Origin of the sequence: Caldinitratiruptor microaerophilus, assembly GCF_025999835.1 — a bacterium.
GTDB lineage: Bacteria > Bacillota > Sulfobacillia > Symbiobacteriales > ZC4RG38 > Caldinitratiruptor > Caldinitratiruptor microaerophilus.
Genome location: NZ_AP025628.1, coordinates 2,521,132 through 2,542,591, shown reverse-complemented (window position 1 = coordinate 2,542,591; position 21,460 = coordinate 2,521,132). Strand labels below are relative to the sequence as shown.

The window sequence follows — 21,460 nt, the reverse complement described above, 5'->3', positions numbered from 1 at the left end:
CAGGAGGCACGGTCGCCCATGCCGATGCGGTTCTGGAGCGATCTAGGGCACCCGTTTCGCAAGTGGTTCGGCCTCGGCTGGATGCGCCGCCTGCTGCTGGCCGCCCTGTCGACCGCGCTCCTCACGCTGATCCTCTCCGCCCACGTGCTTCCGGAGCGCCTTCGCATCGTCGAGGGCGAGATCGCTCCCAGGGACGTACCGGCGCCGTACGAGGTGGAGAACACCGTTCGGACCGAGGAGCTGAGGCGCCGGGCGGAGGAGCAGGTGGGCGACGTCATGGTGGTCGACCCCGGCGTGGTCGAGCGCGCCCGTGCGGACGTGCGGGGCCTTTTTGCGGAGATCCGCCGCGTCCGCGCGGGGGCGCGCCCCGGGGCCCCGGGCAGCACGGCTCCGACCGCGCCGCGGGCCGAGGCCGCTCCGGCCGGGGACCCCCGTGCGGATCTCGCCCAGGTCCTGCCGGGCATGCCGGAGACGGTCCTCGGGGCCGTCCTGGCGGCCTCCGACGAGGTCCTGCGCGCGGTCGAGGATCAGGTCCTCCTGGAGCTCGAGCGCATCCTCACTGTGCCCGTCCGGCCCGCCGACCTCGAGCGCATCAAGGGGGAGACGGACCGGGAGTGGGCGCCGGCGGGCGTCCAGGATCGTAACCTCGTGTTCCTGGCCCGCGAGCTGGTGAAGGCCCAGGTGCGGCCCAACCTCGTCAAGGACGAGGCGGCCACCGCCGAGGCGCGGGCCCGGGCCCGTGCCAGCGTGCAGCCGGTGATGATCCGGCGGGGACAGCTGATCGTGCGCCAGGGGGACGTGGTGACCCACGAGCAGTACGTGATGCTGGAGAACGCCGGCCTGGTGGGGCCGGGCTGGGGCGCGCGCAAGCTCGTGGGCGTGGCCATCTTCGCCTCGCTCGTCGTGGCGCTCATGGCGCTCTATCTCTGGCGGGCCCGGCCCGACATCGTCGCGCGGGAGTCCCGGCTGGTCCTCATCGCCCTGATCGGCCTCGTCACGGTGGCTATCTCCCTTCTCGTGCGCAACATGAGCGGGTACCTGATGCCGCTGGCCACCGGGTCCATGCTCCTCACGGTGCTGCTGGACTCCCGGGTGTCGCTGGTCGGCGCCGCGCTCATGACCCTGGCGATCGGCCTGGTGGCGCAGACCGAAACGCCCGTGGCCCTCGCCGCCGCGGTGGGCGCGCTGACCGGGGTGCACGCCGTCCGGCGGGTAGCAACCCGCAGCGACCTCATCCTGGGCGGGCTCCTGGTCGGCACGATGCAGCTCCTCGCCGTGCTGGCGCTGCACCTGGTGGTCGAGAGCTCGATCCTGGAGGTGCAGGTCTGGCTGCGCGCCTTCTTGGCGCTGGTGGGCGGACTCCTCGCCGCCGTGCTGGCGGCCGGCTCGCTGCCCATCCTGGAGGGCGCCTTCGGGATCCTCACCCCGTTCAAGCTCCTGGAGCTCGCCAACCCGAACCACCCGCTCCTCAAGAAGCTCCTCGTCGAGGCGCCGGGGACCTACCACCACACCATCCTGGTCGCCAACCTGTGCGAGGCGGGGGCGGAGGCCATCGGGGCGGATCCCATGCTCGCCCGGGTCGGCGCGTATTATCATGACGTGGGGAAGGCCCGCCGCCCGTACTTCTTCACCGAGAACCAGTTCGCCGGGGAGAACCCCCACGACCACCTGCCGCCCCACGTGAGCGCCCTCATCATCGCCAGCCACGTCAAGGACGGCGTCGAGATGGCGCGGGAGCACCGGTTGCCTCCCGAGATCGTCGACTTCATCCGGGAACACCACGGGGACATGCTGATCTCGTACTTCTACCACAAGGCGGCGCAGAACGGCGTGGGGGAGCAGGTCGTCGAGGAGGACTTCCGCTACGAGGGCCCGCGGCCCCGGAGCCGGGAGACGGCGATCTGCATGCTCGCCGACGGCTGCGAGGCGTCGGTCCGGGCGCTGCGCCAGCGTGGGCCGCTGACCATGGAGCAGATCGAGGCGCAGGTCCGGCGGATCATCCGGGACCGCCTCGAGCAGGGGCAGCTGGACCGGTCCGACCTGACCCTGCGGGACCTGGACACCCTGGCCCGGACCTTCGCCCGGGTGCTCGGGGGCGTTCACCACGCGCGGGTGGAGTACCCCGCGCTGGCCGGCGAGATGGGCGTTCAAGGCGCGGGCGAACCGGGAGAGGAGAACCAAGGTGAGGATCTGGGTGGAGAGCGAATCGGAGCAGGTGGCGCTCAAGCCGGCGCTCAAGACGCTGGTGGAGCGGGTGGTGCGGGAGACGCTGGACGTCGCCGGGCAGAAGCCGGAGGGTGAGCTGGAGGTCTCCGTCACCTTCGTGGACGACCGCCGCATCCACGAGCTCAACCGGACCTGGCGGGGCGTGGACCGGCCCACCGACGTCCTCTCCTTCCCGCAGCTGGAGCCGGGCGCCGGCGAACCGGAGGTGAGCCCTCCGTCCGGCGGACCGGTGCTCCTCGGGGACGTCGTCATCTCCCTCGAACGCGCCGAGGCCCAGGCCCGCGAGTACGGGCACAGCCTCGAGCGCGAGGTCGGTTTCCTGACTGCCCACGGGGTCCTGCATCTCCTGGGCTACGACCACCAGGACCCCGAGTCCGAGGCACGGATGCTGGCGCTCACCGAAGAGGCGCTGAGCCGGGTTGGCCTGCGGCGTTGAGGGGGTGGAGGGGATGCCCACACGCAAGGGTCCGGACGGGCGCCGCGCCCACCTGGTTCCGGTGGGCGGCAGGCCGGCGCGCCGGCCCGGAGCGCGGGAGGCGGCGCCCTCCTCTCCCCCTGGCGGCGCCCCGCCTCGCCGGCTGTGGGCCGGGCGTCCGTTCCCGGTCCGGGTGGTGAACGCGGCGCGGGGCGTCTGGCTGGCCTACCGGACCGAGCCGAACCTGCGCTTCCATGTCTTCGCGGCCACCGCCGCCCTCGCCCTGGCCCACGTCACCGCCACCGGCGGCTGGCGGCTCGCCTATCTCCTGGCCAGCGTCAGCCTGGTGCTCGCCGCCGAGCTCGCCAACACGGCGGTGGAGCGGGCCGTGGACCTCGCATCGCGCCAGCAGCCCGACCCCGTGGCCCGCGCCGCGAAGGACGTCGCGGCCGGGGTCGTGCTGGTGGCCACCGTGCACGCCCTGGCCGCGGGCTGGCTCGTCTTCGTGGAGCCGGTCGGGCCCGTGGGGCTCCTCCGCCTAGTGCTCGGCTATTCCACGGCGCACCCGGTCCCGGCAGCCTTCCTGGGCGCCCTGGTCGCCCTCACGGGCGCGGTGGGGCTCCTCGCCGGGAAAGGGCAAGGATAACGGAGATGGGACACTTCATGCGGCGCCTGCGCAGTTACTTCGTCGCCGGACTCATGGTCGTCACCCCCCTCGTCATCACCTACCTGGCCCTGACGTGGCTCTTCGGCCTGATCGACGGCATCATGCGGCCGTGGGTCGCCCTGCTCCTCGGCTGGCGGTGGCACGTCAGCTACCCCGGTATCGGCGCCCTGGTGGGAATCCTCCTGGTGCTCCTGGTCGGCGCCCTGACGACCCAGTTCTTCGGCCGCCAGCTCATCCGGGCTACGGAGGCCGCGGTGCTCCGGCTGCCCGTCGTGAAGTCGATCTACGGCACCGCCAAGAGCATCACCGACGCCCTGTTCGGCGCCAACCAGAAAGCGTTCCGCGGGGTGGCCGTGATTGAATACCCCCGGGCGGGGATGTACACGATCGCCTTCGTGACCGGGCGCGCGGGCGAGCTGGTCAGCCTGTTCGTGGCGACGACCCCCAATCCGACCTCCGGGTGGTACGTGATCTTGCCGGAGTCCGAGGTTGCCATGGCCGACATCCCGGTGGAGGTGGCGGTGCGGCTCGTGGTCTCGGGCGGGGTGATCCCGCTCGAGCCGGCGCACGAGCGCGCCCTGGAGGAGGCGGCCGCCCGGCTGCGCAGCCGCCGCATGCCCGGTGTACAGGAGGAGGAAGGGCGGCCCGTGCCTTCGGGCGGGCGCCCGCTGTGATGGAACTGCCGGCCGATGCCGAACTGGTACGGCTCGCCCTGGAGGCGCGCCGCCACGCCTACGTGCCGTACTCCCGCTTCCCGGTGGGTGCCGCCGTGCTGGCGGCCGACGGCCGCGTGTTCACGGGCTGCAACGTGGAAAACGCCTCGTACGGGCTGTCCTGCTGCGCCGAGCGGGTCGCCGTGTTCAGGGCGGTCTCCGAGGGGGTCCGGGAGATCGCCGCGATCGCGGTCGCCGCGGACACGCCCGGGCCGGTCAGCCCCTGCGGCGCCTGCCGGCAGGTGCTGGCAGAGTTCGGGCCGGACGCCCGCGTGATCCTGGCGAACTGCGCCGGGGCCGTGCGCGCCACCACCGTGCGGGACCTCCTGCCCGGCTTCTTCACCGCCCGCGACATGGGAGGGAAGACCCCGTGACGGGACCCGGGGGAGAGGAGCGCCCCTTCGTCTCCGGTTTCGTGGGGATCGTGGGGCGCCCGAACGTGGGCAAGTCGACCCTGCTCAACGCCCTGGTCGGGCACAAGCTGGCCATCATGTCCGACAAGCCCCAGACCACGCGCAACCGGATCCTGGGCGTGCTGCACCGGCCGGCGGCCCAGATCGTCTTCCTGGACACCCCCGGCCTGCACAAGCCCCTGCACAAGCTGGGCGAGTACCTGAATCGCGTGGCGGAGGCGACGCTTCCGGAGGTCGACGTGCTCATGCACGTCGTCGACGGCTCGCTCCCCGCCGGTCCGGCGGACGCGCAGGTCGCCGAGCGGATCGGCCGGGCCGGGAAGCCCACCGTGCTCGTGGTCAACAAGATCGACCGCATCTCCAAGGGTGAGCTGTACGCGGCGATGGACGCGTACAAGGCGCTCGGGGAGTACGTCGACGTGGTTCCGACCTCGGCCGTGCAGGGCACGCACCTGGCCGAGCTGGTGGAGATCCTCGAGCGGCTGCTGCCGCCCGGGCCCAAGTACTACCCCGACGACATGGTGACCGACCAGCCCGAGCGTTTCGTCATGGCCGAGCTGATCCGCGAGCAGGTGCTGCACCTCACCCGGGAGGAGGTGCCGCACTCGGTCGCCGTCGTGGTGGAGGAAGTCACGCGGCGGCCCAGCGGGGTCGTCTACGTGCGGGCGGTGATCCTGGTCGAGCGGGAGAGCCAGAAGGGCATCCTGGTAGGCCGCCGCGGGGCGATGGTGCGGGAGATCGGCCAGCGGGCCCGGCTGGAGATCGAGCGGTTGCTCGGTTCGCGCATCTACCTCGAGCTCTTCGTCAAGGTCAAGGAGGACTGGCGAAGCCGGGAATCCGCCCTGCGCGAGCTGGGGTACCGGCTGGACGGGTAGGTGCCGGCGGGCCCGGGCTCCGGTCACCGGCCCGCGGCCCAGCGACGCCGGAAATTTTTCGCGCCCGGGAAGGCATCAGGTGGTGGCAAGTGGCGATCGCGTCCGCTAAAATAAGCGCGGCACGCGCGGGCCACGCGCCGGCTGCTGGCGTGGCCCGACCGCATCCGGAGGTGAAAGGGCGGTGGTGGCCGTGGACGCCGGACCGAGTCCCCGATGCCGCTCGGACATCCTACTACACCGAGGCTCGCGTCCCGGAGAGCCCCCGGTCGCCGCGCCCGAGGTAGGGTAAACGGCGCGCGCCTGGCGCGCGGCGCCCCCTCTGCCGGCTCCGGGGACGGTCTCGGGGACCGGCGGAGGGGGCGATCTTGTTGAGCACCCGCGACGTCCGGGTCCTGGAAGGGCCCGAGAAGCTGCGCATGCTCCTGGAGCGGGGGAACGGGGAGCTGGCCGCCTTCCTGCGCGAGCAGCACCCCGTCGACCTCGCGGACATGGTCGAGGAGCTTCCCGACGACCTGCTCGTGGCCGTGTTCGAGCGGCTGGGGCCCGAGCAGTCGGCGCTGGTCCTGGGCGAGCTCGATCGGGAAGCACGGGCCCGGATCGTGCGGCTCCTGGGCAAGGAGCGCGTCGGAGACATCGTCGAGGCGATGGACACCGACGACGCGGCCGACCTCCTCGGTGAACTGAGCCCGGAGCAAGCGGGCCAGATCCTCGGCGAGCTGCAGGCGGAGGAGGCCGCCGAGGTCCGGGAGCTCCTGCACTACGAACCGGACACCGCCGGCGGCATCATGACCACGGAGTACGTGGCCGTGAACCAGGGGATGACCGCCCAGGAGGCCATCGAGCACCTCCGCCAGCGGGCACCCGACGCCGAGACGGTGTACTACGTCTACGTGGTGGACGACGACGAGCACCTGCTCGGCGTCCTCTCCCTGCGCGACCTGATCGTGGCGCCGCCCGAGACACCCCTCAAGCACATCATGCGGACCAAGGTGGTCTCGGTCTTTCACGATCAGGACCAGGAGGAGGTGGCCCGCATCGTCTCCCGCTACGACCTCCTGGCCGTGCCCGTGATCGACCACCAGCGGCGCCTCCTGGGGGTCGTGACGGTGGACGACGTCATCGACGTCCTGGAGGAGGAGGCCACCGAGGACGCGCTGCGGGCGGCCGCCGTGAGCCCCGGTGAGGAGGGGGGCGACCTGCGGGGCGGGGTCTGGCGCCTGGCCCGGCCTCGTCTCCCCTGGCTCCTGGCGCTCCTCTTCATGGAGTTCCTGGCCGGTTCGGTGATCGACCGCTTCCGGGGCGGCTTCGACGGCGTGACGCTGGCGCTCCTGTCCGTGTTCATCCCGATCATGGCCGGCGAGGCCGGCAACGGGGCGACCCAAGCCCTGGCGGTGGTGGTGCGCGGGCTGGCGACAGGGGAGATCGCAGAGCGGGAGGTCCTGGCCGTGGTGTGGCGAGAAGCCCGGGTGGGTCTCCTCGCCGGCCTGATCACGGGGGTCGTTCTCTTCGGGGTCACGACCCTGTGGAAGGGCGACCTCCGCCTGGGCCTGGTGGTGGGGCTGGCCCTCGCCCTGAACCTGCCCGTGGCCAAGATGCTCGGGGGGCTCTTCCCCATCGTCATTCACCGCCTCGGCATCGACCCCGCCGTCGCCTCCGGTCCCTTCATCACCACGGTGACCGATTTCACCTCGATGCTCACCTACTTCACGGTGGCCGCCCTGCTGCTCACGCAGCTGGGGTGAGCCCGCAGCAGCGGCCATGGCGGAGTACAACGTCGAGGCCATCGTGGTGCGGGTGAAGGCGTTCGGCGAGGCCGACCGCCTGGTCCACCTCCTGACCCGGGAGGCGGGCAAGCTCCGGGTGGTCGCCCGCGGGGCCCGCCGGCCCAAGAGCCGGTTCACCCCCGCCATGCAGCTCTTCACCCACTGCCAGGTGCAGTGCTATCGCGGCCGGACCCTCGACGGAGTGCGGCAGGTGCAGATCCTCGAGTCCTTCCGGGCGCTGCGCGAGGACCTGGAGCGCATGGCCCACGCCACGTACGCGTGCGAGATGGCGGACGAGCTGGTGCTGGAGCGCCAGCCGGCGGAGGCGGTGTTCTCCCTCCTGCTCGAACTGCTGCGCACGCTCGCCTCCCCGGACAGCGTTCCCGGGCCTGCCCTGGCGGCCTTCCAGCTGCAGCTTCTCGCCCTGTCCGGCTTCCGGCCGGAGCTCGGGCAGTGCGTCGCCTGCGGCAGCCCCGTGACCGGGGCCCATGTCCGGCTGAGCCCCGCTGAGGGGGGCATCCTCTGTGAGCGGTGCGCCGCGGGGGCGGGCCCCGTCCTCCGGGTGGCACGGGGGGCCCTGGAAGCCATGCGCTTCCTCCAGGGCGCCGGCGTCGGCCGCGCCGGCGTGCTGCGCCTGCAGGAAGGGTTGTGGGAGCAGGTTCGCCGCGCGATCGAGGAGTTCGTCGAGTTCCGCCTCGAACGCCGGCTGCGCTCGCGGGCGTTCCTCGATCCCGGCTGGCGGTCCTAGCGCCGGCCGGCCGGCGCCAGTCGCAACCCGTTCGGGCGGCCATCGACCGGCATCGGCATGCCCGTGCCGCCGAGCTTTCGCCCGTCCACCCAGAACTGCAGGTGGCGGATTCCCGGGAACTGCGCGGCGGTCATCTCCATCTGGCCGTCCCACGCGTTCGCCGCGGGAACGCCGGGCACGACGTCGAAGCCCGGAGAGAACGCCACGTGGAGGGTGTCTCCTTCCCGCCAGGCCCGGTGGACCCGGCAGCCGAGGGGAACGGCGGAGAAGAGCCGGGGCCTGCCCAGAGCGGCAGGTCCGTTGCACAGCGCCTGGAAGGCGAGTCGCGCTGCGGCGCCCTCGTCGGCCGGGGTCGGGGCCCGGAGAGGTACGGCGACCAGGCCCTCCGGGCTCAGGAAGTAGGCGACGAGCGGCTTCGGGTCCAGCCGGACCTGCCCGCCCAGCCACCAACCGCCCGCGGGGGCCGCGGCCAGCACGAGGGCCAGGAGCAGGAGCGCGCCGGCCGGCGCTGCCCGCACGCGTGGCTCCGGAGACCCCTCACCGCTCCGCCCTGCGGACACGGGTGATCCCCCCGCCCTGCCCGGAGCGTCGCCCGGGCGTGCTTTTTGTCTATCCGGACGGTTATGAGCGGATCGTTTTGCCCATACTTCTTACCAGGAACGACGGTTCTTGGCAGGTGACGGCCGTGGTGTCCTGGTGGAAGGCGGCACCCGTGGCGACACCCCGGCGGGCCGGGCACGTGGAGGGGATCCTGGGCAGCTACCGCTGGGAGGCCTTCCTGGCCCGGGCGCCCGTCAGCTACGGGCTCGACACAGCGACCCTGTACAAGGGGTCCGGGCGGATCGTCCGGCTCGCCCTCTACGCGCGGCTGCCCGGCACCCGCCTGTGGCGGAAGGTCGCGGCTTACCACCGCGGCTGGCTCTTCGGGCGGAGGCGCTACCTCGACGTGCTGCGCCGGGTGGTCGACGAGATCGAAGCGGTGGGGTGACAGCCCCGCCGCACTCTGCTGTTGTGAGGCTCCTCCGCCACATCCCTATTTCGGCCGGGCCTGTGACTTGCCATGCACCGCCTCCGGTTGCGCACACGCGGGCGATTTGCAGAAACTGCGGTTGCGGACCCGGGTGGACCCGTCAGCTTCGACGGACTTCCCTTCCCGGGGAAAACGCTGTATGCTGCCACCGGGGCCGGCCACGCTGCCGGACTGCCGGAGGTGAGTGCGCATGAGCGACCCCGTCATCGCCCTCCTGGACGCCAACGCCTTTTACGCCAGCGTGGCCGTGGCGGTGGAGCCCTCCCTGCGCGGGCGACCCGTGGTGGTGGCGGGGGATCCGCACACCCGGCACGGCATCGTCCTGTCCGCGAGCTACGAGGCCCGCCGGCTCGCCCGGGGGAAGGTCCGGGCGGGCATGCCCCTCGCTCAGGCCTTGCGGCTCCTGCCGCGGGACGTGGTCGTGGTGCCGCCCGACTACCGGCTCTACACCGACTACTCCCGCCGCATGTTCGCGATCATGCGCAGGTTCACCCCCGTCGTGGAGGTGGCCTCCATCGACGAAGGGTGGATGGACTGGACCGGCTGCCTGCACTTCCACGGCGGCGACCCGGTGCGCATGGCGCTGGCCCTGAAGGCCGCCATCCGGAAGGAACTGGGCATCCTCGTCTCCGTGGGAGTGGCCTGGTCCCGGGTGACGGCCAAGATGGCGGCGGAGCTCGAGAAGCCCGACGGCCTCACGGTGCTCGCCCCTCCGGACTGGCCGGTCCGGGTCTGGCCGCTGCCGGTGGGAGAGCTGTACGGGGTCGGGCCCCGCACCGTGCCCAAGCTGGAGCAGATGGGCATCCGGACGATCGGCGACCTGGCCGGGGCAGACCCGGCGGTGCTGCGCCGGCGCTTCGGCGCCTTCGGCGAGTACATGCGCGCGGCCGCCCTGGGGCAGGACGGGGGACGGGTCGATCCCCAGGCGGGGGACGAGGTCAAGTCCATCAGTCACTCGCTGACCCTCCCCGCCGATGCGGGCGACTGGGTGGAGCAGAAGGCCGTGCTGCTCTCCCTGGCGGACCAGGTCGGCCGCCGGCTCCGCAAGTCCGGCCTCATGGGGCGCACGGTCACCCTCACGATCCGCGACGGCCGCTTCCGGACCATCACGCGGGCCCGCACGCTGCCGCGCCCCACCGACTTGACCGAGGAGATCTACGGCGCTGCCGCCCGGCTCCTGGAGGCGCACTGGCCGGATGGGCGGCCGGTCCGCCTGCTGGGGGTGGGCGTGTCGCAGCTGGTGCCGGCCGCGGAGGCGTACGGGCAGCTCACCCTCTTCGACGAGCCCGACCGGGTCGTGCGTCGCCGCCGGGCCGACCTGGCGGCCGACGCCCTGCGGGACCGCTTCGGCGAGGAGGCCGTCATGCGGGGCGGTCAGCTCCTCAGCCGGCGGGGCCGGCGCCTGCTGGACAAGCGAGCCCACGGGACCAGCCTGCAGAAGGATGCGCTGCGCCGGCACGATGACGGCTGATTCTCCCGACCGCAAGGTCACGCCCCTGCGCCCGGCGCCCAGCCGGCACAGCGAGCGCGACGCGATCCTCGGGGCGCGTGTCCCCGATGCGGCCGGTCCAGGGACTCGGCGGACCTCCGATGCCGGAATGTTGACCGCCGGCCATCCCCTCTGCCCCGGCGGCCCGGGTGGGGCGAACCTCAGAGGGCTGTGCGATGGCATCGTGGGGGGAATGACCCGGGCAGGCCGGCGGTAGGGTAGAGGAAGCTCGCGAACTCGGGCGTATCCGGTGTCGACTGCCTCTTGGGGGTCATGCCCATGAGCACTGCCGGCCGCAAGCCCAACCGCCTCATCCACGAGGCTTCTCCATACCTCCAGCAGCACGCCTACAACCCCGTGGACTGGTATCCGTGGGGAAAGGAGGCCCTGGCCAGGGCCAGGGCGGAGGACAAGCCGATCCTCCTCAGCATCGGCTACAGCGCCTGCCACTGGTGCCACGTCATGGAGCGGGAGAGCTTCGAGGACGAGGACATCGCCCGCCTCATGAACGAGCACTTCGTCAACATCAAGGTGGATCGGGAGGAGCGCCCCGACCTCGACCACCTCTACCAGACGGTGTGCCAGCTCGTCACCCGGCAGGGGGGCTGGCCCCTCACCGTATTCTTGACGCCGGACCTGAGACCGTTTTACGTCGGAACGTACTTCCCCCCGGAGGACCGCTACGGCCGGCCGGGTTTTCCCCGCATCCTCCGGGCGGTCGCCCGCGCGTACCGGGAGCAGCGGGACCAGGTCGAGCAGGTGGCCCGGGAGTGGACCGAGGCGCTCCGGACGATGCACGCCCCGCCGGCGCCGGACGGCCGGGCTCCGGACGCGCCCTGGGCCGCGCTGGTCGAGAAGGGCGCCCGGGAGATCGCCGCCCAGGTCGACCGCCGCCACGGCGGCTTTGGCGGCGCGCCGAAGTTCCCCCAGACGCCGAACCTCGAGCTCCTCCTGCGGATGAGCCAGCGCCCCGGGGGCGAGGGCTACCTGGATCTGGTCACCCTGACCCTCCGCAAGATGGCCGAGGGGGGGATCTACGACCAGCTGGGCGGGGGCTTCCACCGGTACTCGGTGGACGCCCGCTGGGCCGTGCCCCACTTCGAGAAGATGCTCTACGACAACGCCCTCCTGGTGCCGGTCTACCTGGCGGCGTGGCAGCTGACGGCGGACCCCCTCCACGCGCGCGTCGTCCGGGAGACGCTGGCCTACGTCGCCCGGGAGATGACCCACCCCGGCGGCGGGTTCTACAGCACCCAGGACGCCGACTCGGAGGGCGAGGAGGGCCGCTACTACGTCTGGACGCCGGAGGAGATCCAGGCGGTGCTGGGGGAGGACGACGGCGAGCTCCTCTGCCGTCACCTGGGCGTGACGCCGGGGGGGAACTTCGAGCACGGCCGTACGGTCCTGCACGTGGCGAAGGGGGCCGGCGCGCTGGCGGCCGAGGTGGGGCTGAGCCCGGAGGAGGTGACCGGCCGCCTGGAGAGCGGCAAGGCCAGGCTCCTCGCCGCCCGGGAGCGCCGGGTGCCACCCCACCGGGACGAGAAGGTCCTCACCGGGTGGAACGGGCTCATGATCCGGGCGCTGGCGCAGGCGGCCCGCACCCTGGGCGATCCGTCTTACGCCGGCGCCGCCCGCCGCGCCGCCGACTTCGTGCTCGGCACCCTCACGGCGCCCGACGGCTCGCTCCTGCGCCGCTACCGGGACGGCCACGGGGCCGACATTCCCGGCACCCTGGAGGACCACGCCTTCCTTGCCGAGGGGCTGCTGGAGCTCTACCAGGCCACCTTCGCGCACGAGTACCTGGAGGCGGCCGTCCGGCTGGCGCACGCCATGCTCGACCGGTTCTGGGAGCCCGGCGCCGGCTTCTTCCTGACCGGCCCGGGTGCCGGCGACCTCATCGACCGGCCCCGGGAGTTCACGGACGGCGCCACGCCCTCGCCGGCCAGCGTGGCGACCCGCGTGCTCCTCCGCCTCTACCCGTACACCGGTGACGAGCGCTTCCGGCAGGTGGCGGAGCAGAACCTGCGCCTGCACCGGGTCGCCATGGAACGGATCCCGGCCGGCATGGCCTCGCTCCTTGCCGCTCTCGACCTCTTCCTCAGCGGCGCCGTCGAGGTCACGGTCGTCGCCCCGCCGGGCGACCCGACCGCCGCCGAGTGGCTCCGCCGGATCGGGCAGCTCTACCTGCCCGACCTCGTGCTCGAGCGCATGGCACCCGGAGAGCCGGACGATCGCCCGTTGCGCCAGGGCAAGTCGGCGAAGGGCGGGCGGGCCACCCTCTACGTGTGCCGCAACTTCACGTGCTCGCCGCCGGCGACCGCGTGGGCCGAGGCCGAGCGCTGGCTCCTGGCGCGACCTTGACAGCCCTTCCGGCGCATGCTAGGTTTGCGGTGACACGAGGTGGCGATGAAGGAGAGGAGTACCCGGGAGGTGGGCCTCCCAGCGAGCCGGGGGCGGTGCAAGCCCGGCAGGTGCGGCCCGGGGAAGGCGCTCCGGAGCGGAGCCGAGTGGCGAACGAGGTGGGCGGCGCGCCGGCGCACGGAGGGAAGGCGCCGCCAATCGGGGTGGAACCGCGGGGGTCACCAGCAGGGCCCTCGTCCCCGGGCGAATCGGCCGGGGGCGGGGGCCCTTTCGCATGCGGACCGAGTCCCCGGGCTGCACGGACGACCACCCAGGCACGGGAGGTGTCAGCGCGTGACCTTGCAGGAGATCATCCTCGCCCTGCACCGGTTCTGGGCCGACCGGGGCTGCCTGATCGCCGAGCCCTATGACGTGGAGAAGGGTGCCGGCACCATGAACCCGCACACCTTCTTCCGGGCGCTGGGCCCCGAGCCCTGGGCGGCCGCGTACGTCGAGCCGTCCCGGCGCCCCGCCGACGGCCGCTACGGGGAGAACCCGAACCGGCTGTACCAGCACCACCAGTACCAGGTGCTCATCAAGCCCTCGCCGGACGACATCCAGGAGCAGTACCTGGACAGCCTGAAGGCGCTGGGGATCGACCCGAAGGAGCACGACATCCGCTTCGTCGAGGACAACTGGGAGGCCCCGACGCTCGGCGCGTGGGGCCTGGGCTGGGAAGTGTGGCTCGACGGGATGGAGATCACCCAGTTCACCTACTTCCAGCAGTTCGGCGGCTTCGACTGCCGGCCGGTGTCCGTCGAGATCACCTACGGGCTGGAGCGCCTGGCCTCGTACATCCAGGGCGTGGACAACGTCTTCGACGTCCTGTACGCCCCCGGCATCACCTACGCCGACGTGTTCCGGGTCGCCGAGTTCGAGCACTCCGCGTACAGCTTCGAGGGGTCGGACCCCGCCCTGCTGTTCGACCTCTTCGCCCGGTACGAGGCCGAGGCCCGGCGGGTGCTGGAGGCGGGGCTCGTGCTGCCGGCGTTCGACTACGTGCTGAAGTGCTCGCACACGTTCAACCAGCTCGAGGCCCGCGGGGTCATCTCGGTGAGCGAGCGGGCGGGGTACATCGGGCGCGTGCGGACGCTCGCGCGCGCCTGCGCCCGGGCGTACCTGGCCCAGCGGGAGCGGCTCGGCCACCCGCTCCTGAAGCCCGTGACCGAGCGCCGCTACGGCGCGGAGCTCGTGCGCTCCCTGCGGTCCCCGGCCACCGCCCCCGGCCAGACCGCCCAGGACCCGCAGGCCGTGCCGGCCGCCCTTGGGCGGGGAGGTGAGGCGTGATGGCGGAGGAGACCCGGGACCTGCTCCTGGAGATCGGGGTGGAGGAACTGCCGGCGCGGGAGTGCCCGCCGGCGCTGGAGCAGCTCGGCGCGAAGGCCGCGGCCATGCTCGAGGAGGCCCGCCTCCACCACGGGTCGATCGACACGTTCGGCACCCCGCGCCGGCTCGTGCTCCTGGTCCGGGACGTGGCTCTCCGGCAGGAGGACCGGCAGACCCTCGTCCGCGGACCCTCCGCGCGGGCCGCCTTCGACGCCGAGGGCCGGCCCACGAAGGCCGCCGAGGGGTTCGCCCGCAGCCAGGGCGTCGCCGTCGCCGACCTGGTGGTGCGCCCGGACGAGAAGGGCGGCGAGTACGTGTACGCGGTGCGGCGGGAAGAGGGCCAGTCGGTGGCGGTCGTGCTCCCGCCGCTTCTGGAGCGGCTCATCCTGAGCCTGGAGTTCTCCCGGTCGATGCGGTGGGGGGACCGCTCGATCCGCTTCGCCCGGCCGATCCGCTGGGTGCTGGCGCTCCTCGGCAACGCCCGGGTGCCCCTGCGCCTGGACGGGCTGGAGTCCGTCGCCACCACCCGGGGCCACCGGACGCTCGGCCAGGCCGAGCCCGTCACGGTGGGCAGCGTCCAGGACTACTTCGCCAAGGTCGCGCAGCAGTACGTGATGGTCGACCCGGTCATCCGCCGGCGTCACATCTGGCATCAGGTCCAGAGCCTGGCCCGCGACCTCGGCGGCTTCACCCCGGAGGATCCGGACCTGCTCGACGAAGTGAACTGGCTGGTGGAGCAGCCGACCGCCTTCGCCGGCTCCTTCGACCCGGCGTACCTGGCGCTGCCTCCCGAGGTACTGGTCACCGTCATGCGCCACCACCAGCGGTACTTCCCGGTGTGGAAGCGGGAGGGTGAGCTGCTGCCGCACTTCATCGCCGTCCGGAACGGCGGCGAGGAGTTCCTCGACAACGTGCGGGCGGGGAACGAGAAGGTGCTCCGGGCCCGTCTGGCCGACGCCCGCTTCTTCTTCGAGGAGGACCGCCGCCGCACCCTGGAGAGCCGCCTGGACGACCTGCGCAAGATGGTCTTCCAGGAGGGCCTCGGGACCCTCCACGACAAGGCCGAACGCCTTGCCCGCCTTGCGGGGATCCTGTCGGATGCAGCCGGCCTGCCCGCCGCCGACCGGGAGCGGGCCGTCACCGCCGCCCGGCTGGCCAAGTGTGACCTGGCCACCCACATGGTGTACGAGTTCCCCGAGCTCCAGGGCGTGATGGGCCGGGAGTATGCCCGCCTGGAGGCACTCGACCCGGCGGTGGCGACCGCGCTCTACGAGCACTACCTGCCCCGCGGCGCCGGCGACGCGCTGCCCGGCACCGCCGTGGGGGCCGTGGTGGGGGTGGCGGACCGCCTCGACACCCTGGCCGGGTTCTTCTGCCTCGGCCTCATGCCCACCGGCTCGCAGGACCCCTACGCCCTGCGCCGGGCGGCACAGGGGGTGGTGGCCATCCTGGCCGGGCTGGCGCTGCCGATCGACCTGGTCCGCGCGGTGGACGCCGCCCTCGCCGGGTACGGGCAGTTCGACGGGCCGACCCGGGCCCGGGCCCGGGGCGACCTGCTCGAGTTCCTCCGGACCCGCCTGGAGGCCCTCCTGCGCGAGCGCGGGCACCGGCACGACGTGGCCCAGGCCGTGCTCGACGCCGGCTACGGCAACGTCCCGGACGCCCTGAGGCGCGCGGACGCCCTCAGCCGGAGCCTGGAAGAGCCGGATTTCGCCGCCGTCACGGGAGCCTTCAAGCGGGTGGCGAACCTGGCAGCCAAGGGCGCCGAGGAAGGCGCCGTGCGGCCGGAAGACCCCGTGCGGCCGGAGCTGTTCCGGGAGGAGGCGGAGCGGGCCCTGTGGGAGGCCTTCGGGGGCCTGAGGGAGGCCGCCGAGGCGGCCCTGGCCCGGCACGACTACGAGGGGTTCTACCGGGTCGCCACCCAGCTCAAGGGGCCGGTGGACGCCTTCCTCGACCGGGTCCTCGTCATGGCGGACGACCCGGCGATCCGGGCGAACCGCCTCGCCCTGCTGCGGGAGATCGCCGGGCTTCTCACCCGGCCGGCAGCTCTGGGCCGGCTGGCGACGGGGTAGGCGGGCTGTCGATTCCGGCTCTCGCCCCCTGACCTTGGGTCCGAGTCCGGGTGCCGGGCGCGTGTCGGACTGAGGCTGCCGGCTTGGGGTAACCCCGAAGGGCGCCGTCTTGACTTGGCCCCGGTGGAGTGGCATGCTGGCAAGGGACGTAAGTACCCATCCGGGGTACCCATCCCCTGACGGCGTGAGGAGGTTGGCCCATGGCGAGCGTCACCCTGACCATCCGGGGCATGACCTGCCAGCACTGCGTCATGGCGGTCAAGCGGGCCCTGAAGTCTGTCGCCGGTGTGGACGGCGCGACGGTGGAGATCGGCAAGGCGGTGGTGTCGTACGACCCCGCGAAGGCCGGCATCGAGGAAATGAAGAAGGCCATCGCGGAGGAAGGTTACGAGGTCGTCGGGGCCCAGGCCTGAGAGCCGGGCGCCGGGAAGAGCCGGGGCAGCCGGGGCGCTGCCCCGGTCCCGCGCAGAGGAGGATGGACAGGTGGCGTACTCCGCCTTCGGGCCCATCGTGGATGCCCACGCCGACACGATCCTGGACGTGGCCGCCGGCAACCGGCGGCTGGGCGAGCGGGCGGATCGTGGACACGTCGACCTGCCCCGGCTCGAGGAAGCCGGGGTGGGGGTGCAGGTGTTCGCGCACTTCATCGAGCCCCAGTACAAGCCCCACGCGGCCCTCGCCCGGTTCATGGAGCTCTACGACGTGTTCCTGGGGGAGGTGGCCGCCTGCGGGGAGCGCATGCGCCTGGTGACCTCGACGGACGAGCTCGACGCTGCCCTGGCGGCAGGCAAGGTGGCGGCCGTGGTCGGGATCGAGGGGGGCGAGGTCCTGCAGGGGCGGATCGGCGTGCTGCGGCTCCTGCACCGCCTGGGCGTGCGCCTGATCGGCCTCACCTGGAACGACCGCAACGAACTGGCCGACGGGGTGGGCGACGCCCGCAGCGGCGGCGGACTGTCCGAACTCGGCGCCCGGGTCGTGCGGGAGATGAACCGCCTGGGCATGGTGGTCGACGTGAGCCACCTGTCGGAAGCGGGCTTCTATGACGTCCTGGAGGTCTCGTCGCAGCCGGTCGTGGCCTCGCACTCGAATGCGAGGGCGCTGTGCGGCCACCGCCGCAACCTCACCGACGGCCAGATCCGGGCGCTGGCGCAGAAGGGCGGCGTCATGGGCATCAACTTCTACGCCCGGTTCCTGCGCGACGAGGGGCCGGCGACCGTCGAGGACGTCGTCGGCCACATCGAGCACGTGGCCGGGCTGGTGGGGCCGGAGCACGTGGGGCTCGGCTCGGACTACGACGGCATCGAGGAGCCGCCGGTGGGCCTGGAGGACGTCAGCCGGCTCCCGGCCCTGGTGGAGGCGCTCCTGCGCCGGAACTGGAAGGAGACGCACCTGCGCCTCGTGCTCGGGGGCAACTTCCTGCGGGTCTTCCGCCAGGTGTGGCAGGCGGGCCAGGGCCCGTACCCGGCGCCGGTGGAAGACGAGCGCATCGGTGGGGTCCACCCCCCGGGCCGGCGATCCTCCCGGCACGGCGGGAAGACCTCGCCGCGGACTGCGCAAGGGTAGATGGCCTTTGCCAGGGTCGGTCGGGGCCGCTGCCCATCCCCCCGTGGCGGAACGGGGGTCACTTGGTGGGCCATGAGCCATGGGTCCGTGTCGCGGGGGACGAAGACGTCAGCGAGGAATAATAGGAAAAACCAATGGTGTTGCGAACAGGAAATTGATGTTTTCTATCTATGAAATTGATGGATTGTCCGGTGTATCGTTGATATGGTCTATTAATACTTGATGAATGGATTCGGCTCCAGCATGTCGCTGGGCCGCGGCCAGTCTCCAGCGGGGCGAAGCCGCCGTGTCCTAAGGCCGTGTCCCTGGCCGGTGCCTGAGACCTGCTGGGGGCCGCCGATGCGGCAGATGCGGGAGCGCGTCGCTGGCGGCGGGAAAGCCTGACTGTGGATCGGGATGTCCGAAAGGAGCGAGTGATCGATGCATCCTTGAAGTGGCGGGATCGCCCAGGAGCCACTGGCCCCACGACCAAGAACAGAGAAGGGCCCTCCCGGGTTCTCCTGCAAAACACAGACGCATCCGCCCGCTTCTACCCGTCGAACAGGGCACACCCGCCGAAAGGCGGGGCCGCAAAGCCACGGGGCTAAAGGGGTGACCGCCCCCATGCCGGCCGGGTTGCCGAGGGAGGTGAGGGCTAGAACGGTGCTCTCCCCTCGCCGGGAGGGCTCGTTGTTTTCTGCCGTGTCGTCGTTCGGCCGGATCGCCGGGAACGGAAAGGATCGCGTTGCCGCGGTCAGAAGCGGCGTGGGGCGCTCGCCGGCAAGGCGAATCCGATCTCGGGGGCTGGCCTGATCCGGGACCCCGAACCATCGCGGAGAAGGGGAGTTGGAGCGTGAAGATCGGGACCAAGATCCTGAGCGGCTTTCTGGCGATCGTCATTCTCCTGGGCGTTGTGGCCGCCGTCGGGTACGTGGGCCTCAAGGACGTCGAGGCTGAGTTCACTGAGCTGACCGAGCGGATTGACGAGGCCATGAACCAGACGCGCCGGATTCAGGCCTGGCAGGCGGAAATCGGCCGCGTGATCGCTGCCTACGCCATCACCGGGGACCCGAAGTACAAGAACGACTACGAGGAGGCAAGGGGCAAGCTCACGGATGCCTTTCAGCAGATCCAGGCCCTTGCCGAGTCGGAGACCGCCAGGGAGAAAGTCCGGCAAGTCGAAGCGGGCCTCACTTCCGTGCTTGCGATGGCGGAAAGCGTGATGGCCCGCACGAGCTTCACGGCGGAAGAGGCCCAACAGGTCGTCGTCGAGTTCCGTGAGCCGCGCAGCGCACTCGATGCAGCTACCGAGGATCTCATCAACTACTACAAGAGCCGGGTCGCCGAGGTTCGCGCCTCGGCCAAGGCGGTCGCAGCCCGGTCGATCCGCATCAGCGTCATCGTGGCCATCGCGGCCGCGGCGGCCGGTACCGGGATGGCCCTCTTCCTGGCCCGGGCGATCTCGCGCCCCGTGGTCGCGGTGGCTGGCGCCGCGCGCCGCATGGCAGACGGCGATCTCACCATCGAGCAGCTGCGCGTGCGTTCCCGGGACGAGATCGGCGAGATGGCCCAGGCGTTCAACGGGATGGTGCAAGGCTTGCGGCAGCTCATCGGGGGTGTCGCCGGATCGGCTCAGGCCCTCCTGGCCGCGTCTGAGGAGCTGTCCGCCGCTGCGGAGCAGTCGGCTCAGTCCAGTCAGGGTACGGCGCAGGCGGTGGGCCAGGTGGCCAGCGGCGCCACGGAGCAGGCCCGGGCGTCGGACGAGGTGCGGCGGACCGTCGAGCAGCTCCAGCAGACGATCCAGCAGATCGCCTCCGGGGCGCAGCAGACGGCCGGCGAGGTCCAGAACGCGGCCCAGGTGCTGGGAGAGGCGGTGCGGGCTCTGGAGACCATGGCCGCCGACGCGACCGGCGTGGCCGAAGGGGCGGCTCATGCGGCCACGGTGGCCCGCGACGGCGCCCGGGTGGTGGGCCAGACGGTCGAGGGGATCGGGCGGATCCGTAGCGCCGTCGACGAGTCCGCGAGCCGGATGCGGAACCTGGAGGAACTGTCGAACAAGATCGGGGAGATCACCCGGGTGATCTCGGAGATTGCGGAGCAGACGAACCTGCTGGCGCTGAATGCGGCCATCGAGGCGGCCCGGGCGGGGGAGCACGGGCGGGGGTTCGCGGTGGTGGCGGACGAGGTGCGGCGGCTGGCGGAGCGGTCGGCGACCTCGGCCAAAGAGATCGCGGACCTGATCCAGAACATCCAGGCCCGCACGGCGGAGGCCGTGAAGGCGATGGAGGCGGCGACGGCCGAGGCAGAGGGAGGCAGCCAGCGGGCGGCGGAGGCCGGCCGGGCGCTGCAAACCCTGCTGGAGACGGTCGAGCGCGTGACCCGGGACGTGCAGGCGATCGCGCAGAAAGCCGCCGAGGTGCGGACGGGGACCCAGCGCGTGGTGAAGGCGTTCGAGGCGGTGGCGGCGGTGACGGAGGAGAACACGGCGGCGACGGAGGAGATGGCGGCTGGGGCGGCGCAGGTGACGAAGTCGGTGGAGGAGATCGCGTCGATCTCGCAGGAGAACGCCGCTGCGGCGGAAGAGGTGTCGTCGGCGGTGGAGGAACTGAACGCGACGGCGGAGGAGGTGGCGTCGTCGGCGCAGAGCCTGGCGCAGATCGCGCAGGAGCTGCAGCAGCAGGTGGCCCGGTTCCAGGTGTGAGCAGGAGTCCGGCGGGTGGCGAAACCGCTGTCCCGGGTGCGGAACGGGAGGCGTTGCGTAGACGTGACGAAGCAGGTCGTGGTGTTCTGGATGGACCGCGAGCGCCATGGCCGTGTCATGGGCCTCTCGACGCTGTTGGCCGGTCGGGGGGAGGCTGCCGGGCGAGTTCTCCGACGGAATCACCAGTGTCCGGGATGTGGGTGATCGGCCGGCGTTGACAAGATACCGGGATACGTGTTGCTCTACACCTCCCCCGGGTCCAGGGCTCGTTCTCTGGGTCTGGGGGCTTGTCATGCGGGTGGCGTTGATGTCTTTATGACGCCTTGTCAAACGCCCGCGCGCAATAGAAATAGCCAATGGCTAAGCCGAGATGTCATTGATTTTACCTATTGATAATATCAATGGGTTGACGCATGTGGCATTGGTATTGTCTATTACCGCTAGAGGGGGTTCCTGGTCTGAAGCCACGGCTGTCCTGTCTTCTGTGCGTTCCGCGACGTACTTGTTCCTCGCCGGAGGTCGGACGGAACTTCGGTGGCAACAACCATGTGGGAGCTATGGGGACGCTCCCGGCCCGTTACCATGACCTTTTAGAAATAGAGAAAGATCCGCGTTTGTGAGGGAACTTCAAAGGGGGCGACATCCTTCGTCCTTTGCTCCTCGTTCCCGGAGGCGGGGCAACAGGGGTGTCGCTGATGTCTGGCTGCCAACGTGTGGTCCGCCGCTGCTCCACTTCGTCTGCCCTTGATTTCGGGTCCGGGATCGCGTTGACTCCGAGGTCATCGCACAAGGCCACCAGAAACTATTGGAAAACACCTATTCGATTTTCTTGCGTCCGTCTTGCTGCCCGGCGAGACCCAGCCCGGCGTTGCAAGCTTCGGGCGTACATGTCCGCGCGCCTCACCCGCCTTGTCGGCTTTCGGACCCGAGATCACCCGGAGGGCGCTGGGGGTAGTGTATTCCGAATCGTTGCAGGGCGTTGAGCGTTCCTCCTGTGGCGATTGCTCGTGGGGGCTGGTGTTGACCGTATCACCCGTATGGTAATGACCTTTTGTGTAAGTATCAGGGAAGACAATAAGG

At 71.4% G+C, this 21,460-nt stretch carries 17 protein-coding genes and 1 riboswitch; of the genes, 16 read left to right on the top strand and 1 reads right to left on the bottom strand.

Going from position 1 to position 21,460, the window contains the following annotated elements; translation table 11 throughout:
* The first annotated feature begins 18 nt into the window (after positions 1-18).
* From caldi_RS12340 to recO, 8 genes are all read left to right on the top strand, one after another.
* The gene (locus caldi_RS12340) at positions 19-2,301 is read left to right on the top strand and encodes an HD family phosphohydrolase (protein WP_264842056.1); all 2,283 of its coding nucleotides are present in this window, start codon (positions 19-21) and stop codon (positions 2,299-2,301) included.
* A complete protein-coding gene (ybeY, locus tag caldi_RS12335; protein ID WP_264842055.1) occupies positions 2,195-2,662 on the top strand; it encodes an rRNA maturation RNase YbeY in 468 nt (155 codons plus the stop codon). The genes caldi_RS12340 and ybeY overlap by 107 nt, the downstream gene beginning before the upstream one ends.
* A gap of 13 nt (positions 2,663-2,675) precedes the next feature.
* Positions 2,676-3,287, top strand: coding sequence for a diacylglycerol kinase family protein (locus caldi_RS12330; protein ID WP_264842054.1), 612 nt, complete (start codon positions 2,676-2,678; stop codon positions 3,285-3,287).
* 17 nt (positions 3,288-3,304) lie between these two features.
* Entirely contained in the window at positions 3,305-3,982 is a 678-nt protein-coding gene (locus caldi_RS12325; RefSeq protein ID WP_264842053.1) for a DUF502 domain-containing protein, read from the top strand.
* Positions 3,982-4,395 carry a cytidine deaminase gene (locus caldi_RS12320; protein WP_264844797.1) on the top strand — a complete coding sequence of 138 codons (414 nt, stop codon included), beginning with the start codon at positions 3,982-3,984 and terminating at the stop codon, positions 4,393-4,395. The genes caldi_RS12325 and caldi_RS12320 overlap by 1 nt, the downstream gene beginning before the upstream one ends.
* Positions 4,392-5,309 (top strand): GTPase Era, encoded by a 918-nt coding sequence (era, locus tag caldi_RS12315; RefSeq protein WP_264842052.1) that lies wholly within the window; start codon positions 4,392-4,394, stop codon positions 5,307-5,309. Before caldi_RS12320 ends, era begins: the two co-directional genes overlap by 4 nt.
* Before the next feature lie 368 nt (positions 5,310-5,677).
* On the top strand, positions 5,678-7,051 hold the full coding sequence (mgtE, locus tag caldi_RS12310; protein ID WP_264842051.1) for a magnesium transporter: 1,374 nt from the start codon (positions 5,678-5,680) through the stop codon (positions 7,049-7,051).
* Between the two features lie 16 nt (positions 7,052-7,067).
* Positions 7,068-7,820 carry a DNA repair protein RecO gene (gene recO / locus caldi_RS12305; RefSeq protein WP_264842050.1) on the top strand — a complete coding sequence of 251 codons (753 nt, stop codon included), beginning with the start codon at positions 7,068-7,070 and terminating at the stop codon, positions 7,818-7,820.
* Here the strand turns inward: recO and caldi_RS12300 are convergent.
* Positions 7,817-8,380 carry a GerMN domain-containing protein gene (locus caldi_RS12300; protein ID WP_264842049.1) on the bottom strand — a complete coding sequence of 188 codons (564 nt, stop codon included), beginning with the start codon at positions 8,378-8,380 and terminating at the stop codon, positions 7,817-7,819. The genes recO and caldi_RS12300 overlap by 4 nt on opposite strands.
* A gap of 152 nt (positions 8,381-8,532) precedes the next feature.
* Here caldi_RS12300 and caldi_RS12295 point away from each other — a divergent pair, with 152 nt between their 5' ends.
* The 8 genes from caldi_RS12295 to caldi_RS12260 all read left to right on the top strand — a co-directional run bounded on the left by caldi_RS12295 (position 8,533) and on the right by caldi_RS12260 (position 20,380).
* Entirely contained in the window at positions 8,533-8,808 is a 276-nt protein-coding gene (locus caldi_RS12295; RefSeq protein ID WP_264842048.1) for a hypothetical protein, read from the top strand.
* Between the two features lie 232 nt (positions 8,809-9,040).
* Positions 9,041-10,321 carry a DNA polymerase Y family protein gene (locus caldi_RS12290; protein WP_264842047.1) on the top strand — a complete coding sequence of 427 codons (1,281 nt, stop codon included), beginning with the start codon at positions 9,041-9,043 and terminating at the stop codon, positions 10,319-10,321.
* A gap of 297 nt (positions 10,322-10,618) precedes the next feature.
* Positions 10,619-12,700 carry a thioredoxin domain-containing protein gene (locus caldi_RS12285; RefSeq protein ID WP_264842046.1) on the top strand — a complete coding sequence of 694 codons (2,082 nt, stop codon included), beginning with the start codon at positions 10,619-10,621 and terminating at the stop codon, positions 12,698-12,700.
* A 333-nt stretch (positions 12,701-13,033) separates the two neighbouring features.
* Entirely contained in the window at positions 13,034-14,026 is a 993-nt protein-coding gene (gene glyQ / locus caldi_RS12280; RefSeq protein WP_264842045.1) for a glycine--tRNA ligase subunit alpha, read from the top strand.
* Entirely contained in the window at positions 14,026-16,137 is a 2,112-nt protein-coding gene (glyS, locus tag caldi_RS12275; protein ID WP_264842044.1) for a glycine--tRNA ligase subunit beta, read from the top strand. The genes glyQ and glyS overlap by 1 nt, the downstream gene beginning before the upstream one ends.
* A gap of 200 nt (positions 16,138-16,337) precedes the next feature.
* Positions 16,338-16,550 (top strand): cation transporter, encoded by a 213-nt coding sequence (locus tag caldi_RS12270; protein ID WP_264842043.1) that lies wholly within the window; start codon positions 16,338-16,340, stop codon positions 16,548-16,550.
* 70 nt (positions 16,551-16,620) lie between these two features.
* On the top strand, positions 16,621-17,700 hold the full coding sequence (locus caldi_RS12265; protein ID WP_264842042.1) for a dipeptidase: 1,080 nt from the start codon (positions 16,621-16,623) through the stop codon (positions 17,698-17,700).
* Positions 17,701-18,234: 534 nt separating this feature from the next.
* A riboswitch (cyclic di-GMP riboswitch) is annotated at positions 18,235-18,323 on the top strand.
* Between the two features lie 209 nt (positions 18,324-18,532).
* A complete protein-coding gene (locus caldi_RS12260) occupies positions 18,533-20,380 on the top strand; it encodes a methyl-accepting chemotaxis protein (RefSeq protein ID WP_264842041.1) in 1,848 nt (615 codons plus the stop codon).
* Positions 20,381-21,460 lie beyond the last annotated feature (1,080 nt).